This window comes from Erwinia sp. 009765445, from assembly GCF_058137865.1.
Map to the genome: position 1 here is coordinate 196,751 of NZ_JBYUWC010000003.1, position 14,899 is coordinate 211,649.

At 53.1% G+C, this 14,899-nt stretch carries 14 protein-coding genes; 2 read left to right on the forward strand and 12 right to left on the reverse strand.

The window, feature by feature from the left end; translation table 11 throughout:
• Nucleotides 1-442 precede the first annotated feature (442 nt).
• The 7 genes from dapB to ribF form a co-directional block, all read right to left on the reverse strand.
• The gene (dapB, locus tag AC3Y5R_RS04345) at nucleotides 443-1,264 is read right to left on the reverse strand and encodes a 4-hydroxy-tetrahydrodipicolinate reductase (protein WP_489920306.1); all 822 of its coding nucleotides are present in this window, start codon (nucleotides 1,262-1,264) and stop codon (nucleotides 443-445) included.
• Between the two features lie 212 nt (nucleotides 1,265-1,476).
• Nucleotides 1,477-1,671 (reverse strand): hypothetical protein, encoded by a 195-nt coding sequence (locus tag AC3Y5R_RS04350; RefSeq protein ID WP_489920307.1) that lies wholly within the window; start codon nucleotides 1,669-1,671, stop codon nucleotides 1,477-1,479.
• Nucleotides 1,672-2,092: 421 nt separating this feature from the next.
• Complete coding sequence (gene ispH / locus AC3Y5R_RS04355; protein WP_489920308.1) at nucleotides 2,093-3,046, reverse strand: 4-hydroxy-3-methylbut-2-enyl diphosphate reductase; 954 nt, start codon at nucleotides 3,044-3,046, stop codon at nucleotides 2,093-2,095.
• Nucleotides 3,027-3,497, reverse strand: coding sequence for an FKBP-type peptidyl-prolyl cis-trans isomerase (gene fkpB, locus AC3Y5R_RS04360; protein WP_489920309.1), 471 nt, complete (start codon nucleotides 3,495-3,497; stop codon nucleotides 3,027-3,029). Before fkpB ends, ispH begins: the two co-directional genes overlap by 20 nt.
• Before the next feature lie 9 nt (nucleotides 3,498-3,506).
• Nucleotides 3,507-4,007 (reverse strand): signal peptidase II, encoded by a 501-nt coding sequence (gene lspA, locus AC3Y5R_RS04365; RefSeq protein ID WP_199257230.1) that lies wholly within the window; start codon nucleotides 4,005-4,007, stop codon nucleotides 3,507-3,509.
• A complete protein-coding gene (ileS, locus tag AC3Y5R_RS04370; protein WP_489920310.1) occupies nucleotides 4,007-6,823 on the reverse strand; it encodes an isoleucine--tRNA ligase in 2,817 nt (938 codons plus the stop codon). The genes lspA and ileS overlap by 1 nt, the downstream gene beginning before the upstream one ends.
• Nucleotides 6,824-6,853: 30 nt before the next feature.
• Nucleotides 6,854-7,792, reverse strand: a complete 939-nt coding sequence (gene ribF, locus AC3Y5R_RS04375) for a bifunctional riboflavin kinase/FAD synthetase (RefSeq protein WP_489920311.1) — start codon at nucleotides 7,790-7,792, stop codon at nucleotides 6,854-6,856.
• 317 nt (nucleotides 7,793-8,109) lie between these two features.
• On the opposite strand from ribF, the gene rpsT reads away from it, so the two are divergent.
• A complete protein-coding gene (rpsT, locus tag AC3Y5R_RS04380) occupies nucleotides 8,110-8,373 on the forward strand; it encodes a 30S ribosomal protein S20 (RefSeq protein WP_158781884.1) in 264 nt (87 codons plus the stop codon).
• Nucleotides 8,374-8,425: 52 nt separating this feature from the next.
• On the opposite strand, the gene nhaR is transcribed toward rpsT, so the two are convergent.
• From nhaR to AC3Y5R_RS04405, 5 genes are all read right to left on the reverse strand, one after another.
• Entirely contained in the window at nucleotides 8,426-9,325 is a 900-nt protein-coding gene (gene nhaR / locus AC3Y5R_RS04385) for a transcriptional activator NhaR (protein WP_489920312.1), read from the reverse strand.
• Nucleotides 9,326-9,383: 58 nt separating this feature from the next.
• Entirely contained in the window at nucleotides 9,384-10,544 is a 1,161-nt protein-coding gene (gene nhaA, locus AC3Y5R_RS04390; RefSeq protein WP_489920313.1) for a Na+/H+ antiporter NhaA, read from the reverse strand.
• Nucleotides 10,545-10,753: 209 nt separating this feature from the next.
• On the reverse strand, nucleotides 10,754-11,881 hold the full coding sequence (dnaJ, locus tag AC3Y5R_RS04395; protein ID WP_489920314.1) for a molecular chaperone DnaJ: 1,128 nt from the start codon (nucleotides 11,879-11,881) through the stop codon (nucleotides 10,754-10,756).
• 106 nt (nucleotides 11,882-11,987) lie between these two features.
• Nucleotides 11,988-13,904 carry a molecular chaperone DnaK gene (gene dnaK / locus AC3Y5R_RS04400; RefSeq protein ID WP_489920315.1) on the reverse strand — a complete coding sequence of 639 codons (1,917 nt, stop codon included), beginning with the start codon at nucleotides 13,902-13,904 and terminating at the stop codon, nucleotides 11,988-11,990.
• A gap of 26 nt (nucleotides 13,905-13,930) precedes the next feature.
• Nucleotides 13,931-14,122 (reverse strand): hypothetical protein, encoded by a 192-nt coding sequence (locus AC3Y5R_RS04405; protein ID WP_489920316.1) that lies wholly within the window; start codon nucleotides 14,120-14,122, stop codon nucleotides 13,931-13,933.
• Between the two features lie 102 nt (nucleotides 14,123-14,224).
• Between AC3Y5R_RS04405 and satP the strand changes: the two genes are divergently transcribed.
• Nucleotides 14,225-14,827: an acetate uptake transporter gene (gene satP / locus AC3Y5R_RS04410; RefSeq protein WP_489920317.1), complete on the forward strand. Its 603-nt coding sequence runs from the start codon at nucleotides 14,225-14,227 to the stop codon at nucleotides 14,825-14,827.
• Nucleotides 14,828-14,899: the final 72 nt, after the last annotated feature.

Sequence of the window (14,899 nt, forward strand, 5' to 3'; positions counted from 1 at the left end):
ACATTATTTGCATATTAATTCAGGTTAAACCCTTATATCAATGCAAAAACCGCCTGAGCTCTCGATTTTTGGCAAATTGCGCGCATTCTAATGATCGCCCCAGTTATTGTCTACCCTGCAGCCCGGTTTTTCTTACTTTTTTACTCAACTGACCGATAATTCGGATGATTTACGCTGAAAATAACAACTATCCCAGGCATTTAACCGGTTGCATGGACAATTGTGCATGAGAACAGCGAAGCGGGAGGAAAATAGTGGACCAAATGGTCAAAATTAACTTTTTAGCGGATCAAAGATGAGGATAACAACAACAAACACAAAGATGGTAATAAAAAAAACATGAAAAAATCAAAAATAACAAAATAAAAAGGGCAATAAAATTATTGCCCATTCAATCATAAAGTTAAGATTGAAATAACCACATCACGATGGTGCACAACACTTACAAATCATCGAGTTCAAGCACATTTCTCATATCGTAAAGACCAGATTTTCGAGAACCAATCCAGTCAGCAGCTTTAACTGCACCTTTTGCGAAGGTCATGCGGCTTGAAGCCTTATGGGTAATCTCCACGCGCTCGCCAATATCTGCAAACATCGCTGTATGTTCACCAACGATATCTCCTGCGCGAACGGTGGCAAAACCGATGGTTTGCGCTTTTCGCTCTCCGGTGTGACCTTCGCGGGCGTATACCGCGTGCTTGTTTAAATCCCACTCCATTGCATCAGCAATCGCTTCCCCCATGGCCAGTGCGGTGCCGGATGGGGCATCCACTTTATGCCGGTGATGGGCTTCAACAATCTCAATATCAGCATAGTCACCCATCACTTTGGCTGCCTTTTCCAGCAGCTTCAGCACCAGGTTAACGCCAACGCTGAAGTTGGCCGCGAACACGATACCAATATCTTCAGAGGCCGCTTTGATCGCCGCTTTACCCGCTTCATCAAAACCGGTGGTACCAATGACCATCGCCTTATGATGCTGGCGGCAGAAGGCCAGATACTTCAGCGTCCCTTCCGGGCGGGTGAAGTCAATCAGCACGTCAAAGTCATCCGCCACGGCGGCCAGGTTGTCGCTGACTTTAATGCCCAGTACGCCAATTCCTGCCAGCTCACCGGCGTCCACGCCGCTCAGCGAGGATCCCTCACGCGCCAGCGCGGCGCCCAGGCACACGCCTTGCGCCTCATGGGCTGCCTGAATTAACTGACGCCCCATGCGTCCCGGAGCGCCAACAATGGCAAGGCGGATCTGTGCATCTTTCATAGTGAATCCCTTGTGTCTGTGCATGCAAAGCGCAGTCAGGTTAACGACGTGTTAAACCTCGCGCCACAACAAAAAACCAGTAATAAGAATTTTATGTCAGCCGCGATGGATTATCAGTAAAACAAATTTTGTTCGCTTGCGGCAAAAAGTGAGAAAAGTGCGCCGCAACAGAACGGCGCGAAGGCGATGGCTGGTTTCAGCGGGCCTCTTTATTAAGGAGCAGAAGTTGGCTCAGGTGTGGAAGGGGTTAGCGTTTGTGAATTCATGCAGTTGAAGAGCAAAATTCCACCAACGATAACGGCCCCCGCTACAACAAGGCCAGCCAGCTTAAGACTCGCTATACTGATATCACATAAAAATCCACCGCCACCCACATTGCTGGTTTCGGATACGGTCAATGTTCTCATGTTAGTTTCCTTTTTAAACTGAGAGAAAAAACTCATTAAAAATAATTGTCAGTCTTTTTAAACCAACGAAGCAACCATAAATGGAAACAATATTCCATTCAAATTGATTATCAACACTAACAGAGTAAACCGGACAGTAAAAACGACTCAAACGCAAATCAATAAACAAGATTAATTAAATCATTATTTCAAAATAACGATTAAACCAGAATAACAAAAACACCTTTAAAAACAATAAACTGAATAAAATAAAAAAACCAGTGCACCTATCCGAAATAATCAGGTGCATTGGTAAAAACTTGTTTAATCAGACGCCACAGTAATTAACTGGTTTTCATTAAAAAAAGAGGGATTCAGTCATCTGTAACTGAATCCCTTTTTATCATGCATCCAGCTCTCTCACAGGAAGAGCATTTTGATATTAAGTGATTTCCTTAATATCAACCCGCAGCTCTTTCGGCACTTCGAAAACAATATTCTCTTCGCGGCCAATCAGCTCGATAGCCGCTTCGCCACCCAACTCGCGCAGGCGCTGGATCACTTCCTGTACCAGAATATCCGGTGCAGATGCTCCAGCCGTTACTCCCACACAGCTGACGCCCTTAATCCACTCTTCCTGAATATCTTCAGCAGAGTCGATCAGCCGCGCCAGTTTCCCGGCACGCTGAGCCAGCTCCGCCAGCCGATTGGAGTTGGAGGAGTTGCGGGACCCCACAACCAGCACCACATCGGCATCTTTCGCCAGCGTACGCACCGCTTCCTGGCGGTTAGTGGTGGCGTAGCAGATATCATCTTTACGCGGCCCGATAATTTTCGGGAAGCGCTCACGAAGGGCATCAATCACTTCATAAGTATCATCCACCGACAGCGTGGTCTGGGTCATGAAGCTCAGGTTCTGTTCATCCTTTACCTGCAGCTTATAGACATCTGCCGGTGACTCCACCAGGTACATGCCCCCTTTCGGGTTGCTGTACTGGCCCATGGTGCCTTCCACTTCCGGATGACCGGCGTGGCCGATGAGAATGGCTTCGGTGCCCTTACGGCTGGCACGAGCCACTTCCATATGCACTTTGGTCACCAGTGGGCAGGTGGCATCAAATAGCATAGTCAGATCGCGGGCACGGGCTTCTGCACGTACAGCCTGAGAAACACCGTGCGCGGAAAAAATCAGGATCGAGCCATCGGGCACTTCACTGATATCTTCAATAAAGATCGCGCCGCGCTCACGCAGGCTGTTAACAACATAACGGTTATGAACCACTTCATGACGCACGTAGATAGGCGCGCCGTACATTTCCAGCGCACGCTCCACGATGCTGATGGCACGATCGACACCGGCACAAAAGCCGCGGGGATTAGCCAACAGGATTTGCATTTGTCGCCTCCAGTACCGGATCGATCTCCAGTACTTCAACATCGAAGTGGATAATTTGTCCGGCCAGCGGATGGTTGAAATCCACGGTGATAGAATCACCGGAGATCTCACGGATCACTCCCGGCATTTCATTGCCATCCATCCCGCTGAACAACATAATCGCGCCGATCTCCGGTTCGCCCGCCAGGGTAAAATCACGACGGGAGAAATACTGGATAAGGTCCGGGCTGGTATGGCCGAAAGCCGATTCCGGCTCCAGCGAAAAGGCTTTCTTCTCGCCCACTTTCAGCCCCAGCAGCTCGGCTTCCAGTCCTTCGGACAGGCTGCCGTCGCCCAGGCTGAACAGCGCTGGCTTACCATTATTGCGCGTGGATTCCGCCGTTGAACCGTCAGCCAGTTTCAAGGTGAAATGCACCAGAACCGCGCTGTTGCGCTGTACAGAATCAGTCATGCCCTGCCCTTAACTTTTAGCTTGCTTGCTGGCAGGAGAAAGAAAACCTTCCAGCACAATCAGTGCAGCACCGATACAGATGCCGCAGTCAGCGATATTGAAAGTGGCAAAGTGCCAGTCGCCAACGTAGAAGTCGATAAAATCGACCACAAAACCGTGATAAGCCCGGTCAAACAGATTGCCCAGAGCACCACCGATAATCAGCGCATAAGCGATGTTATTCAGCTTCTTGCTGGCTTCGGTACGGTACATCATCACCAGCAGCGCCACCACGATGGCCACCGCAATCCCGGCGAAGAACCAGCGCTGCCAGCCCCCTTTATCCGCCAGGAAACTGAAGGCCGCGCCGTAGTTATGCGCATAAAAGAAGTTGAAGAAAGGCATCACCGGCATCGACTCATGCAGCGTCAGCGTATTCATGATCCACTGCTTGCTGGCGAAGTCGATGACAATCACCACCAGCACCAGCCAGATCCAGCGTAAACCGGTCGAGAAAATGGGCTTACTCATCAGGCAAACTTACGCTGTTCGCCAGCGCCCGCAATGTTGGTGACGCAGCGGCCACAGACGTCCGGGTGCTCAGCACTCTGACCAATATCAGTAGTGTAATGCCAGCAGCGTGGACATTTCTCGCCTTCTGCTTTGTGCAGGGCAATTTTCAGACCATTCAGCAATTCGCTCTGCTGCGCTTCTTCTGTGGCCAGCGCGTAATCCGCTACCTGCGCACCGGAGGTCAGCAGCACAAAGCGCAGCTCATCACCCAGGCTGGTCAGTTTTTTCGCCAGCGCCGCGTCGGCATACAGCGTCACGGTCACTTCCAGAGAACCACCCACCCGCTTGTCAGCACGAGCCTGTTCGATAACCTTGTTCACTTCGCCACGAACTTTCAGCAGCTCGGCCCAGTAGCTGTCGTTCATCGGTTCGTTATCCGCCAGACCAAACAGTCCGTCGTACCACTCTTCGGTGAAGACATACTTTTCGCGTTTGCCCGGTAGCTCGTTCCAGATCTCATCTGCAGTGAACGACATGATCGGTGCCATCCAGCGTACCAGTGCTTCCGCAATGTAATAGAGCGCGGTCTGGCAGCTGCGACGCGCCACACCATCGGCTTTAGCGGTGTACTGACGGTCTTTGATGATGTCCAGATAGAATGAACCCATCTCTACAGAACAGAACTGCATCAGACGCTGAACAACCTCATGGAAGTCATAGCTGGCGTAAGAAGCGATGATATCGTCCTGCGCGGCTTTGGCACGGCCTACCGCCCAGTGATCCAGCACCACCATATCCTCTGGCTTCACGCTGTCCGTTTCCGGGTTAAAGCCGTTCAGGTTTGCCAGCAGGAAGCGGGCGGTATTACGGATACGACGGTAAGAGTCTGCAGAGCGCTTGAGGATCTCGTCAGACACGGCCATCTCGCCGGAGTAGTCAGTAGAAGCCACCCACAGACGCAGAATGTCGCCACCCAGCTTGTTCATCACGTCCTGTGGAGAAACGGTGTTACCGATTGATTTCGACATTTTGCGGCCCTGACCATCCACGGTGAAGCCGTGAGTCAGTACCTGGCGGTAAGGCGCTTTGCCTTTCATCGCCGTTGAAATCATCAGAGAAGACATAAACCAGCCGCGATGCTGATCCGATCCTTCCAGATACATATCCGGCGTGTGGCCGCCAAATTCCGGGCGCGCATCCACTACAGAGTAGCTGGTTGATCCTGAATCGAACCAGACGTCCAGCGTGTCCGGTACCTTGACGTAATTTTCTGCGTCAGCACCCATCAGCTCTTTCGCGTCCAGATCCCACCAGGCCTGAATCCCGTCCTGCTCAACGCGCTCAGCGACTTTCTCCATCAGCTCAAGGGTATCCGGGTGCAGCTCTTCGGTCTCTTTATGCACGAACAGCGCCATCGGTACGCCCCACGTACGCTGACGTGAGATACACCAGTCAGGGCGGTTAGCCACCATGGATTCAATACGCGCCTGGCCCCAGTCCGGGATCCACTGCACGCCTTTGATCTCTTTCAGCGACTGCGCACGAAGGCCTTTCTGATCCATGCTGATAAACCACTGCGGAGTGGCACGGAAGATGATTGGTGTTTTGTGACGCCAGCAGTGGGGATAGCTGTGCAGCAGTTTTTCCACGTGCAGCAGCGCGCCTTTTTCACGCAGCAGCTCAACCATCATGTCGTTGGCTTTGAATACGTTCACACCATCCAGTGTCGGGTAAGTGCCCGGCAGGTAGCTACCGTCTGGCCCGACCGGATTAGCCACTTCAATGCCGTATTTCTGACAAATCACATAGTCATCCGGACCATGAGCTGGCGCAGTATGCACAGCACCGGTACCGGCTTCCAGCGTGACGTGCTCACCCAGAATTACTGGTGAGGTCAGTTCGAGGAACGGATGCTGGAAAGGCATCAGCTCCAGAGCTGCGCCTTTCGCCTCACCCAGTACCTGCCATTCCTTGATCCCGGCGCGCTTCATCACGCTCTCAACCAGATCTTTTGCCAGGATCAGCGCACGACCGTCGATCTGCACCAGCTGATAGTCAAATTCCGGGTGCAGAGAGATCGCACGGTTAGCTGGCATGGTCCACGGGGTGGTGGTCCAGATGACCAGAGAGATTGGGCCTTCAACGCTGTCAGCACCAAATTTGGCACGCACCGCGTCTTTGTCCACGGCGTTAAACATCACGTCGATGGAAGGGGACGTTTTGTCATAGTACTCAACTTCAGCTTCGGCCAACGCGGAACGGCAGTCCAGGCACCAATGCACCGGCTTGGCGCCTTTGTGCAGGTGACCATTGCCGATGATTTTACCCAGCGCACGGATAATATTGGCTTCCGTTTTGAAATTCATCGTCAGATACGGGCGATCCCAGTCACCCAGCACGCCCAGACGGATAAAGTCTTTTTTCTGGCCTTCAACCTGCTCCGCAGCATAGCTGCGGCAGGCTTCACGGAACTCGGCCGCGCTGACTTTCTCACCCGGCTTGCCGATCATCTGCTCGACTTTGTGCTCAATCGGCAGACCGTGGCAGTCCCAGCCCGGGACATAAGGCGAGTCGAATCCGGCCAGCCCCTTGGACTTAACAATTATGTCTTTCAGAATCTTGTTAACTGAGTGACCAATATGAATGCTGCCGTTCGCGTAAGGAGGGCCATCATGCAGGATAAAGGTTTTTTTCCCTTTTTTGGCTTCGCGGATGATGCCGTACAGATTGTCATCATACCAACGTTGCAGCATTCCCGGTTCGCGTTTGGCCAGATCGCCACGCATCGGGAACCCCGTTTCCGGCAAATTCAGGGTAGATTTATAGTCACTCATCAGATTCTCGATTCCGTATTTCGGTTCTGTTTAAACCGGTGTTTTCAGCCCAAAAAACGTTCGGGCAGTCACCACATCTTTAGCAATTTGCTCTTTAAGCGCGTCCAGTGAGGCAAAACGCTGCTCGTTACGAATTTTTTCACGGAGCACCACATCTATATGGCGACCGTACAGGTCCATTGCAACATCCAGCAGGTGAACTTCCAGCTGCTGGCGCATCCCGGCCACGGTGGGACGGGTGCCAATATTGGCCACGCCGGGCAGCGGCTTATCGCCAAGGCCATGAACTTCAACGGCATAGACCCCTTTTACCGGCGAAGCATAACGCTTCAACGGCAGATTAGCAGTGGGGAAGCCAATGGTACGGCCCAGCGCATCACCGTGTACCACCCGACCAGAAATGCTGAAGGGATGGCCCAAAAGCGTGGCCGCCAGCGGCAGATCGTCTTCTGCCAGTGCCTGTCGCACCGCAGTGCTGCTGATACGCTTGCCATCTTCACAGAAAGTCTGGGTGCTGATCACATCAAAGCCATGCTCGGCACCGGCTTTCTGTAATAGCAGGAAATCCCCCTGGCGACCAGCGCCAAAGCGGAAATCATCCCCAACAGCGAGGAATCTGACGCCAAGCTTATCGACCAGCAGGTCGGCGATAAAACTTTGCGCCGTCTGCGCAGCGAAACGTCGATCGAAGCGCACACAGAGCACCGCGCCCACACCGGCTTCACTCAGATAACGGACTTTTTCACGCAGGCGCGTCAGCCTTGGCGGGGCTTTATCGGCCGCAAACAGCTCAAGCGGCTGTGGCTCAAACAACATCACCACCACCGGCAGATTGCGCTGACGGCCTTCTTCGCACAGTCGGGTCAGCAGCGCCTGATGGCCGCGATGGACGCCATCGAAATTACCGATGGTCAGTACGCAGCCGCGATGCTGCTCCCTGAGATTATGTATGCCGCGGATAAACTTCATGGCTGGCTCAAATTTGTGGAAATCGGCGGATTATACCTTGTACAGTCGTGAAGGTTAACCCGCGAATGCGGCTTTCCGTTGTTCTTCGGGGCTTTTTCTGCCGTAAAAGGCGACTTCTTGCTTTAAGCTGCATTTATCTTCTGAATAAGCTGTATTCATCCGAACGAAGCTGGTAGAATCTTGCGCCATCGAAACGTAACCAGGTGTCGTTTTTTTAGCGACGCTTATTTGCACAAATCCATTGACAACCATGGGCCAAACGAGGCATATTCCTCGGCCTTTGAATTGTCCTCATAGAACTATTTGGGAGTTGGACCTTGGCTAATATCAAATCAGCTAAGAAACGCGCAGTAACGTCTGAGAAGCGTCGTAAGCACAACGCTAGCCGTCGTTCAATGTTGCGTACTTTTATCAAGAAAGTGTACGCGGCTATCGCTGTTGGCGATAAAGCAGCTGCACAGAATGCATTTAACGAAATGCAGCCAATTGTGGACCGTCAGGCAGCTAAAGGCCTGATCCACAAAAACAAAGCGGCACGCCATAAAGCAAACCTGGCTGCACAGATCGGCAAACTGGCTTAATCGCCACGCTGTCTGTCGCGCTCTGATTAAGAAACCGCCTCTGGCGGTTTTTTTATGTCTGCGATTTATGGAACACCTCGGTAAAATCCTTCTCGCAGATGCGCCTGACTGCCGGATGCTGGATCATTCGCTCGGCGAATATCACGTGATACTCCTCCACCACGCTCTCTATCCTTCCCAGTTCACCGATCCCTTTTTCATAGTAAACATCCCCGGCATAGCTGGATGGTGCCACAAAAATGGCATTGTTAGCCGCCCCGAAAGCCTTCATCAGCGCCGCATCATCAAACTCCCCCAGAATATCCACCGCCAGATTTTGCGTCTGGAACCAGTCAAGCAGTTTGCGCCCCAGCATTGAACGCCGCCCCGGTATCAGCAGTTTTCGCTGTTCAAGACAGGCCGGGAAAGGCAGCTCAGGCAGCGGATCGCGGCACCAGAAGCTGATGCCGCACTCACCCAGTTTGACCGAAAACAGTCCTTCCTGCTGGGTGGAGTCAATCGGGCAGTCGGAGAGGATCATATCCAGCTTTTGCTGGCTGAGCTGCTCCAGCAGCATCTCATGGGTGGATTCAAAGCAGCGCAGGTGAATACTTTCATCCACTACCACCGCCGTCTCCAGCAGCTGGCTGACTATTCGTTTAGAAAGCGCATCGGCCACGCCAACATCGAACAGCAGGCTGGCTTCCTTGCGGTAGTTAACAATATCCAGCATCTCCTGGCTGAGCAGGAACATCCTGTCGGCATAGCGAAACACCAGCTGACCCAGTTCAGAAGGCACCAGCCCTCTGCCCTGACGCTTAAATAACTTACCCTGTAACCGATCTTCCAGCGCCTTAATCTGGCCGGTGATGGTCTGCGGCGTCAGGTTGAGTACCTCAGCGGCACCCACCACAGAACCGGTTTTGCATACCTGCCAGAAGTAGTAGAGATGGTTGTAGTTGATCTGTGACACAGGCAGATTCCCGCGAGGAAGAACAAAAGCCGGTCAGCGTAAACTGACCGGCTCAGCATCAGCGAAGTTTGATTCGCAGCAGCGTATAACCCACCACGGCAGAGACGACCGAACCGGTGAGGATACCGAGCTTGGCGAGCTTCACCATTTCAATATGGGCGGCATCAAAGGCCAGCGAGGCGATAAATATCGACATGGTAAAGCCGATGCCGCAGAGCACACCGATGGCGGCAATGTCCCGCATCCGCGTGCTTTCCGGCAGCGCGGCGATCCTCAGCTTCACCGCCAGCCAGCAGATCAGCGTGATGCCCAGCGGCTTACCGACAAACAGGCCGAGAATGATGCCCAGCGGAACGGCAGAGAACAGACCGTCCAGAGAGATACCGGACAATGAAACGCCCGCATTGGCGAAGGCGAACAGCGGCAGGATCAGCCAGGTTACCCAGGGGGCTAAACTGTGGGCCAGATGAATGGCCGGAGAGTGGCCGTTCTTTTTCTCAAGAGGAATAAAGAAGCCCAGGATAACCCCAGCCAGCGTGGCATGAACGCCCGATTTAAGCACCGCGACCCACAGCACCATGCCCACCAGCATATAGACCGACAGATTACGCACGCCAAAGCGGTTCAGCAGAGCCAGCACCACTATCGCGCCAGCAGCCACGCACAGCGAGGTGACAGAGAGGTCCTGAGTATAAAAGAAGGCAATAATCAGGATCGCGCCGAGGTCATCAATCACTGCCAGCGCCATCAGGAACATCTTCAGCACAGGCGGCACCCGGCTGCCTAACAGCGCCAGGATACCCAGCGCAAAGGCGATGTCCGTGGCCGTTGGGATCGCCCAGCCGTGGATTGCCAGAGAGTCACTGTGGTTCATCATGGCAAAGATCGCGCCTGGCGCAATCATGCCGCCAATTGCCGCAATCAGCGGGAACATCGCCCGCTCACGGGTTGCGAGAGAACCCGATACCAGCTCGTGTTTAACCTCCAGTCCTATCATCAGGAAGAACAATGCCATCAGCGCATCGTTAATCCACAGCAGCAGATCTTTGCTGATGTCCAGAGAGCCGAACCGGAATTCAACCGGCATATCCAGCACGTCCTGATAAGACTGCTGAGTTCCGGCATAGTTAGCCAGAAACATGGCGACTGCCGCCGCAATAATCAGAACCACACCGCCGGTTGCTTCATTTTTTAGGAGTCGCTTAAGCGCCAGTTTCATGGAAACGTCCTGGTAAAAGAGAAAAACAAAGTGCGCATAGCATACGCACTTAGACAGCTCGTAAAAAACAGTTTATTCCCGCTTTATACTTCGCTATTTCCGAATAGTTGTATGCCCTCTCTGTCTCCGGTATTTGCACATTTTAAAAAAAAGTCCCGGACTTTCGACCGGGACTTTCTCATCGTACTTAAACGGCTTAAGCGTAAAAATTAACGGGTTAAATCGTCAAAGAATTTCTTCACGCCGTCGAAGAAGCTTTTGGAGCGCGGGCTGTTTTTCTCGCCGCTCGGGCCGCCAAAGCTCTCTTCCAGTTCACGCAGCAGAGACTTCTGCTTCTCGTTCAGGCTGACCGGGGTTTCCACCACCACGCGGCACAGCAGGTCACCCTGCGCACCACCGCGAACGGATTTAACACCCTTGCCGCGCATGCGGAACAGCTTGCCGGTCTGCGTTTCTGAAGGCACCTTCAGCTTCACGCGGCCATCGAGGGTTGGCACTTCAATTTCGCCCCCCAGTGCTGCCATAGCAAAGTTAATTGGCACTTCACAGTACAGGTTGTTCTCTTCACGCTCGAAGATTGGGTGCTTGCGCACGGAAACCTGAACATACAGATCGCCTGCTGGCGCGCCGTGCTCACCTGCTTCACCTTCGCCGGTCAGACGGATACGGTCGCCAGTGTCCACACCTGCCGGGATTTTCACGGACAGCGTTTTGGATTTTTCCACGCGGCCATGACCGTGGCAGGCATTACAAGGATCCTTGATCACAGAACCGCGTCCGTGACAGGTCGGACACGCCTGCTGCACGGTAAAGAAGCCCTGACGCATCTGCACCTGGCCCTGACCATGACAGGTCGGACAGGTTTGTGGCTGCGTACCGGATTTCGCGCCGCTGCCGTGGCAGACGTCACACTCTTCCAGCGTAGGGATACGGATCTCTTTGGTCACGCCGCGGACGGCTTCTTCAAGCGTCAGCTCCATGTTGTAGCGTAAATCGGCTCCGCGCGCGGCACGCTGCTGACGGCGGCCTCCGCCAAAGATGTCGCCGAACACGTCGCCAAAGATATCGCTGAAGTCCGCTCCGCCGCCGCCAAATCCGCCACCACCGCCCTGTTCAAAGGCTGCATGGCCGTATTGATCGTAAGCCGCACGCTTCTGAGCATCGGTCAGGATCTCATAAGCTTCCTTGACCTCTTTAAACCTGGCTTCGGATTCTTTATCACCTGGATTACGGTCAGGATGGAATTTCATCGCCAGGCGTTTATAGGCCTTTTTGATTTCACGCTCTTCCGCTGATTTGGAAACGCCTAAAATCTCGTAATAGTCTTTCTTCGCCATTCTGGTGTTCCTGCCCTTAACATGCATGCACGGGCGTGGAGAAACTCCTACGCCCGTGAGTTTAAGCAGTGGCCCTTAGCAGGCCACCGTGCCCGCTCAAGGGCGATTATTTTTTGTTGTCTTTTACTTCTTCAAATTCAGCATCAACAACATCGTCATCTTTCTTCGCAGAAGCGTCGGCTGCATCAGCTGCGCCGCCAGCAGCCTGCTGCTGCTGAGCAAACTCAATCAGCTTGCTGGAGACTTCCATCAGCGCCTGCATTTTCGCTTCGATGTCTGCTTTGTCTTCGCCTTTCAGCGCGGTGTTCAGCTCGGTCAGGGCTGCCTCGATTGGCGCCTTGTCGTCTGCTGGCAGTTTGTCACCGGCTTCATCCAGCTGCTTGCGGGTGCTGTGCGACAGATGATCGGCCTGGTTACGAACCTGCACCAGCTCTTCGAACTTACGGTCGGACTCGGCGTTAGCTTCCGCGTCACGAACCATTTTTTCGATTTCATCGTCGTTCAGACCAGAAGAAGCCTTGATGGTGATCTTCTGCTCTTTACCGCTGTTTTTATCCTTGGCAGAAACGTGCAGGATACCATCCGCATCAATGTCAAAGGTAACTTCGATCTGCGGCATGCCGCGCGGTGCGGACTGGATACCGTCGAGGTTGAACTGGCCCAGAGATTTGTTATCTGCTGCGCGTTTACGCTCACCCTGCACCACGTGAATGGTTACTGCAGACTGGTTATCTTCAGCTGTAGAGAACACCTGGCTGTGTTTGGTTGGGATAGTGGTGTTCTTGCTGATCAGCGAGGTCATCACGCCCCCCATGGTTTCGATACCCAGGGACAGTGGCGTCACGTCCAGCAGCAGAACGTCTTTCACTTCACCAGCCAGCACGCCGCCCTGAACCGCAGCACCTACGGCAACTGCTTCATCCGGGTTGACGTCTTTACGTGGCTCTTTACCGAAGAACTCAGCAACTTTCGCCTGCACCATTGGCATACGAGTCTGGCCACCCACCAGGATGACATCATTGATGTCAGACACGGACAGGCCGGCATCCTGCAGAGCGACTTTCAGCGGCTCGATAGAACGGGTCACCAGGTCTTCAACCAGGGATTCCAGTTTCGCACGGGTCACTTTAATGTTCAGGTGCTTAGGACCGGTCGCGTCTGCAGTGATGTACGGCAGGTTAACGTCGGTCTGCTGGGCAGAAGACAGTTCAATTTTCGCTTTCTCAGCGGCTTCTTTCAGGCGCTGCATCGCCAGCGGATCGTTGTGCAGATCGATGCCCTGATCTTTCTTAAATTCAGCCACGAGGTAGTTGATCATACGGCTGTCGAAGTCTTCACCACCCAGGTGGGTATCACCGTTGGTTGCCAGAACTTCGAAGGTTTTTTCGCCGTCAACTTCGTCGATTTCAATAATAGAGATATCGAAGGTACCGCCGCCCAGGTCATAAACCGCGATAGTACGGTTGCCCTGGCCTTTATCCATACCGTAAGCCAGTGCGGCTGCGGTTGGTTCGTTGATGATACGCTTCACGTCCAGACCGGCGATACGGCCAGCATCTTTAGTTGCCTGACGCTGCGCATCGTTAAAGTAGGCAGGTACGGTGATAACCGCTTCAGTTACCGGCTCGCCCAGGTAATCTTCCGCCGTTTTCTTCATTTTCTTCAGCACTTCTGCAGAAATCTGCGGCGGTGCCATTTTCTGGCCTTTCACATCGATCCAGGCGTCACCGTTGTCGGAACCGGCAATTTTGTAAGGCATGATTTTGATATCACGCTGCACTTCTTCGTCCTGGAAGCGACGGCCAATCAGGCGCTTGATCGCAAACAGGGTATTTTGTGGGTTGGTCACTGCCTGACGCTTGGCCGGCTGGCCGACCAGGGTTTCGCCATCCTGGGTATAAGCGATGATGGAAGGCGTGGTGCGATCGCCTTCCGCATTCTCCAGCACGCGAGCCTTGCCGCCGTCCATAATCGCGACACAAGAGTTAGTCGTACCCAGGTCAATACCAATAATCTTACCCATCTAAACATCTCCCACTTAAATTTATTTCAAATCAGGTTATGCACACTAAATGCGGTCTGTTTTCGCCGTTTCAACTCCCGACGCCGCGCTTTTTTTCCGGGCACATATCCTCGGATGCCAAATAAGATGGGGCCATCCCCTTCGGCATCAAGGGGGCGGATAAAAAAAATTTCGATTTTACCGCTCTCCAGATCAATGTTTCCCGCGCGTCTGCTCATTATCATGCCGCGCACGCTGAGAAAGCTGGCGGTTTTTTCCTCATTCGGGCCGGTTCTGACGTGACGTCACCATTTTCATTTTTCATATATCGCTGAGGGTTTATGCATACCAACAAGCTGGCAAATCCAGGTCCTTTGGGATTGATGGGTTTCGGGATGACCACTGTTTTACTGAATCTGCACAACGCAGGCTTTTTCCCGCTGACCGCCGTTATCATCAGTATGGGCATTTTTTTCGGCGGGTTTGCGCAGATCCTGGCTGGCCTGCTGGAGTATAAAAAAGGCAACACCTTTGGCCTGACCGCCTTTACCTCTTACGGCTGCTTCTGGCTGAGCCTGGTGGGAATTTTAGTGCTGCCGAAGATGGGCCTGGCTGAGGCGACTGATGCCAACATGCTGGGCGCATACCTGGCACTGTGGGGCGTGTTTACCCTGTTTATGTTCTTTGGCACCCTGAAGGGCAACCGTGCGCTGCAATTCGTCTTTGCCAGCCTGACAGTACTGTTTGCCCTGCTGGCTTATGGCAACATCACCGGCAATCACGCCGTGCTGATGTTTGCTGGCTATGAAGGGATTGTCTGCGGTGCCAGCGCAATTTATCTGGCGATGGCTGAAGTGATTAATGAGCAGTTGGGCCGGACCGTGCTGCCAATTGGCGAACCGGGCCGTGTAACCGCTCCTGCGGGTGAGATGAGCCAGGCGTAAAAGGCCTGGTTTAAAAATGCCTGCCGTTGCCCTGGCTGCTGGTTCCTTGCCTCTTTTTAAACAGGCAACACC

Excerpts from the sequence above, each read along its gene's own strand:
- dnaK (WP_489920315.1), bottom strand. The coding sequence starts at position 13,904 with ATGGGTAAGATTATTGGTATTGACCTGGGTACGACTAACTCTTGTGTC.
- lspA (WP_199257230.1), bottom strand. The coding sequence starts at position 4,007 with ATGAGTAAGCCCATTTTCTCGACCGGTTTACGCTGGATCTGGCTGGTG.
- ispH (WP_489920308.1), bottom strand. The coding sequence starts at position 3,046 with ATGCAAATCCTGTTGGCTAATCCCCGCGGCTTTTGTGCCGGTGTCGAT.
- ileS (WP_489920310.1), bottom strand. The coding sequence starts at position 6,823 with ATGAGTGACTATAAATCTACCCTGAATTTGCCGGAAACGGGGTTCCCG.
- dapB (WP_489920306.1), bottom strand. The coding sequence starts at position 1,264 with ATGAAAGATGCACAGATCCGCCTTGCCATTGTTGGCGCTCCGGGACGC.
- satP (WP_489920317.1), top strand. The coding sequence starts at position 14,225 with ATGCATACCAACAAGCTGGCAAATCCAGGTCCTTTGGGATTGATGGGT.
- fkpB (WP_489920309.1), bottom strand. The coding sequence starts at position 3,497 with ATGACTGATTCTGTACAGCGCAACAGCGCGGTTCTGGTGCATTTCACC.
- ribF (WP_489920311.1), bottom strand. The coding sequence starts at position 7,792 with ATGAAGTTTATCCGCGGCATACATAATCTCAGGGAGCAGCATCGCGGC.
- dnaJ (WP_489920314.1), bottom strand. The coding sequence starts at position 11,881 with ATGGCGAAGAAAGACTATTACGAGATTTTAGGCGTTTCCAAATCAGCG.
- nhaA (WP_489920313.1), bottom strand. The coding sequence starts at position 10,544 with ATGAAACTGGCGCTTAAGCGACTCCTAAAAAATGAAGCAACCGGCGGT.
- AC3Y5R_RS04350 (WP_489920307.1), bottom strand. The coding sequence starts at position 1,671 with ATGAGAACATTGACCGTATCCGAAACCAGCAATGTGGGTGGCGGTGGA.
- AC3Y5R_RS04405 (WP_489920316.1), bottom strand. The coding sequence starts at position 14,122 with ATGAGCAGACGCGCGGGAAACATTGATCTGGAGAGCGGTAAAATCGAA.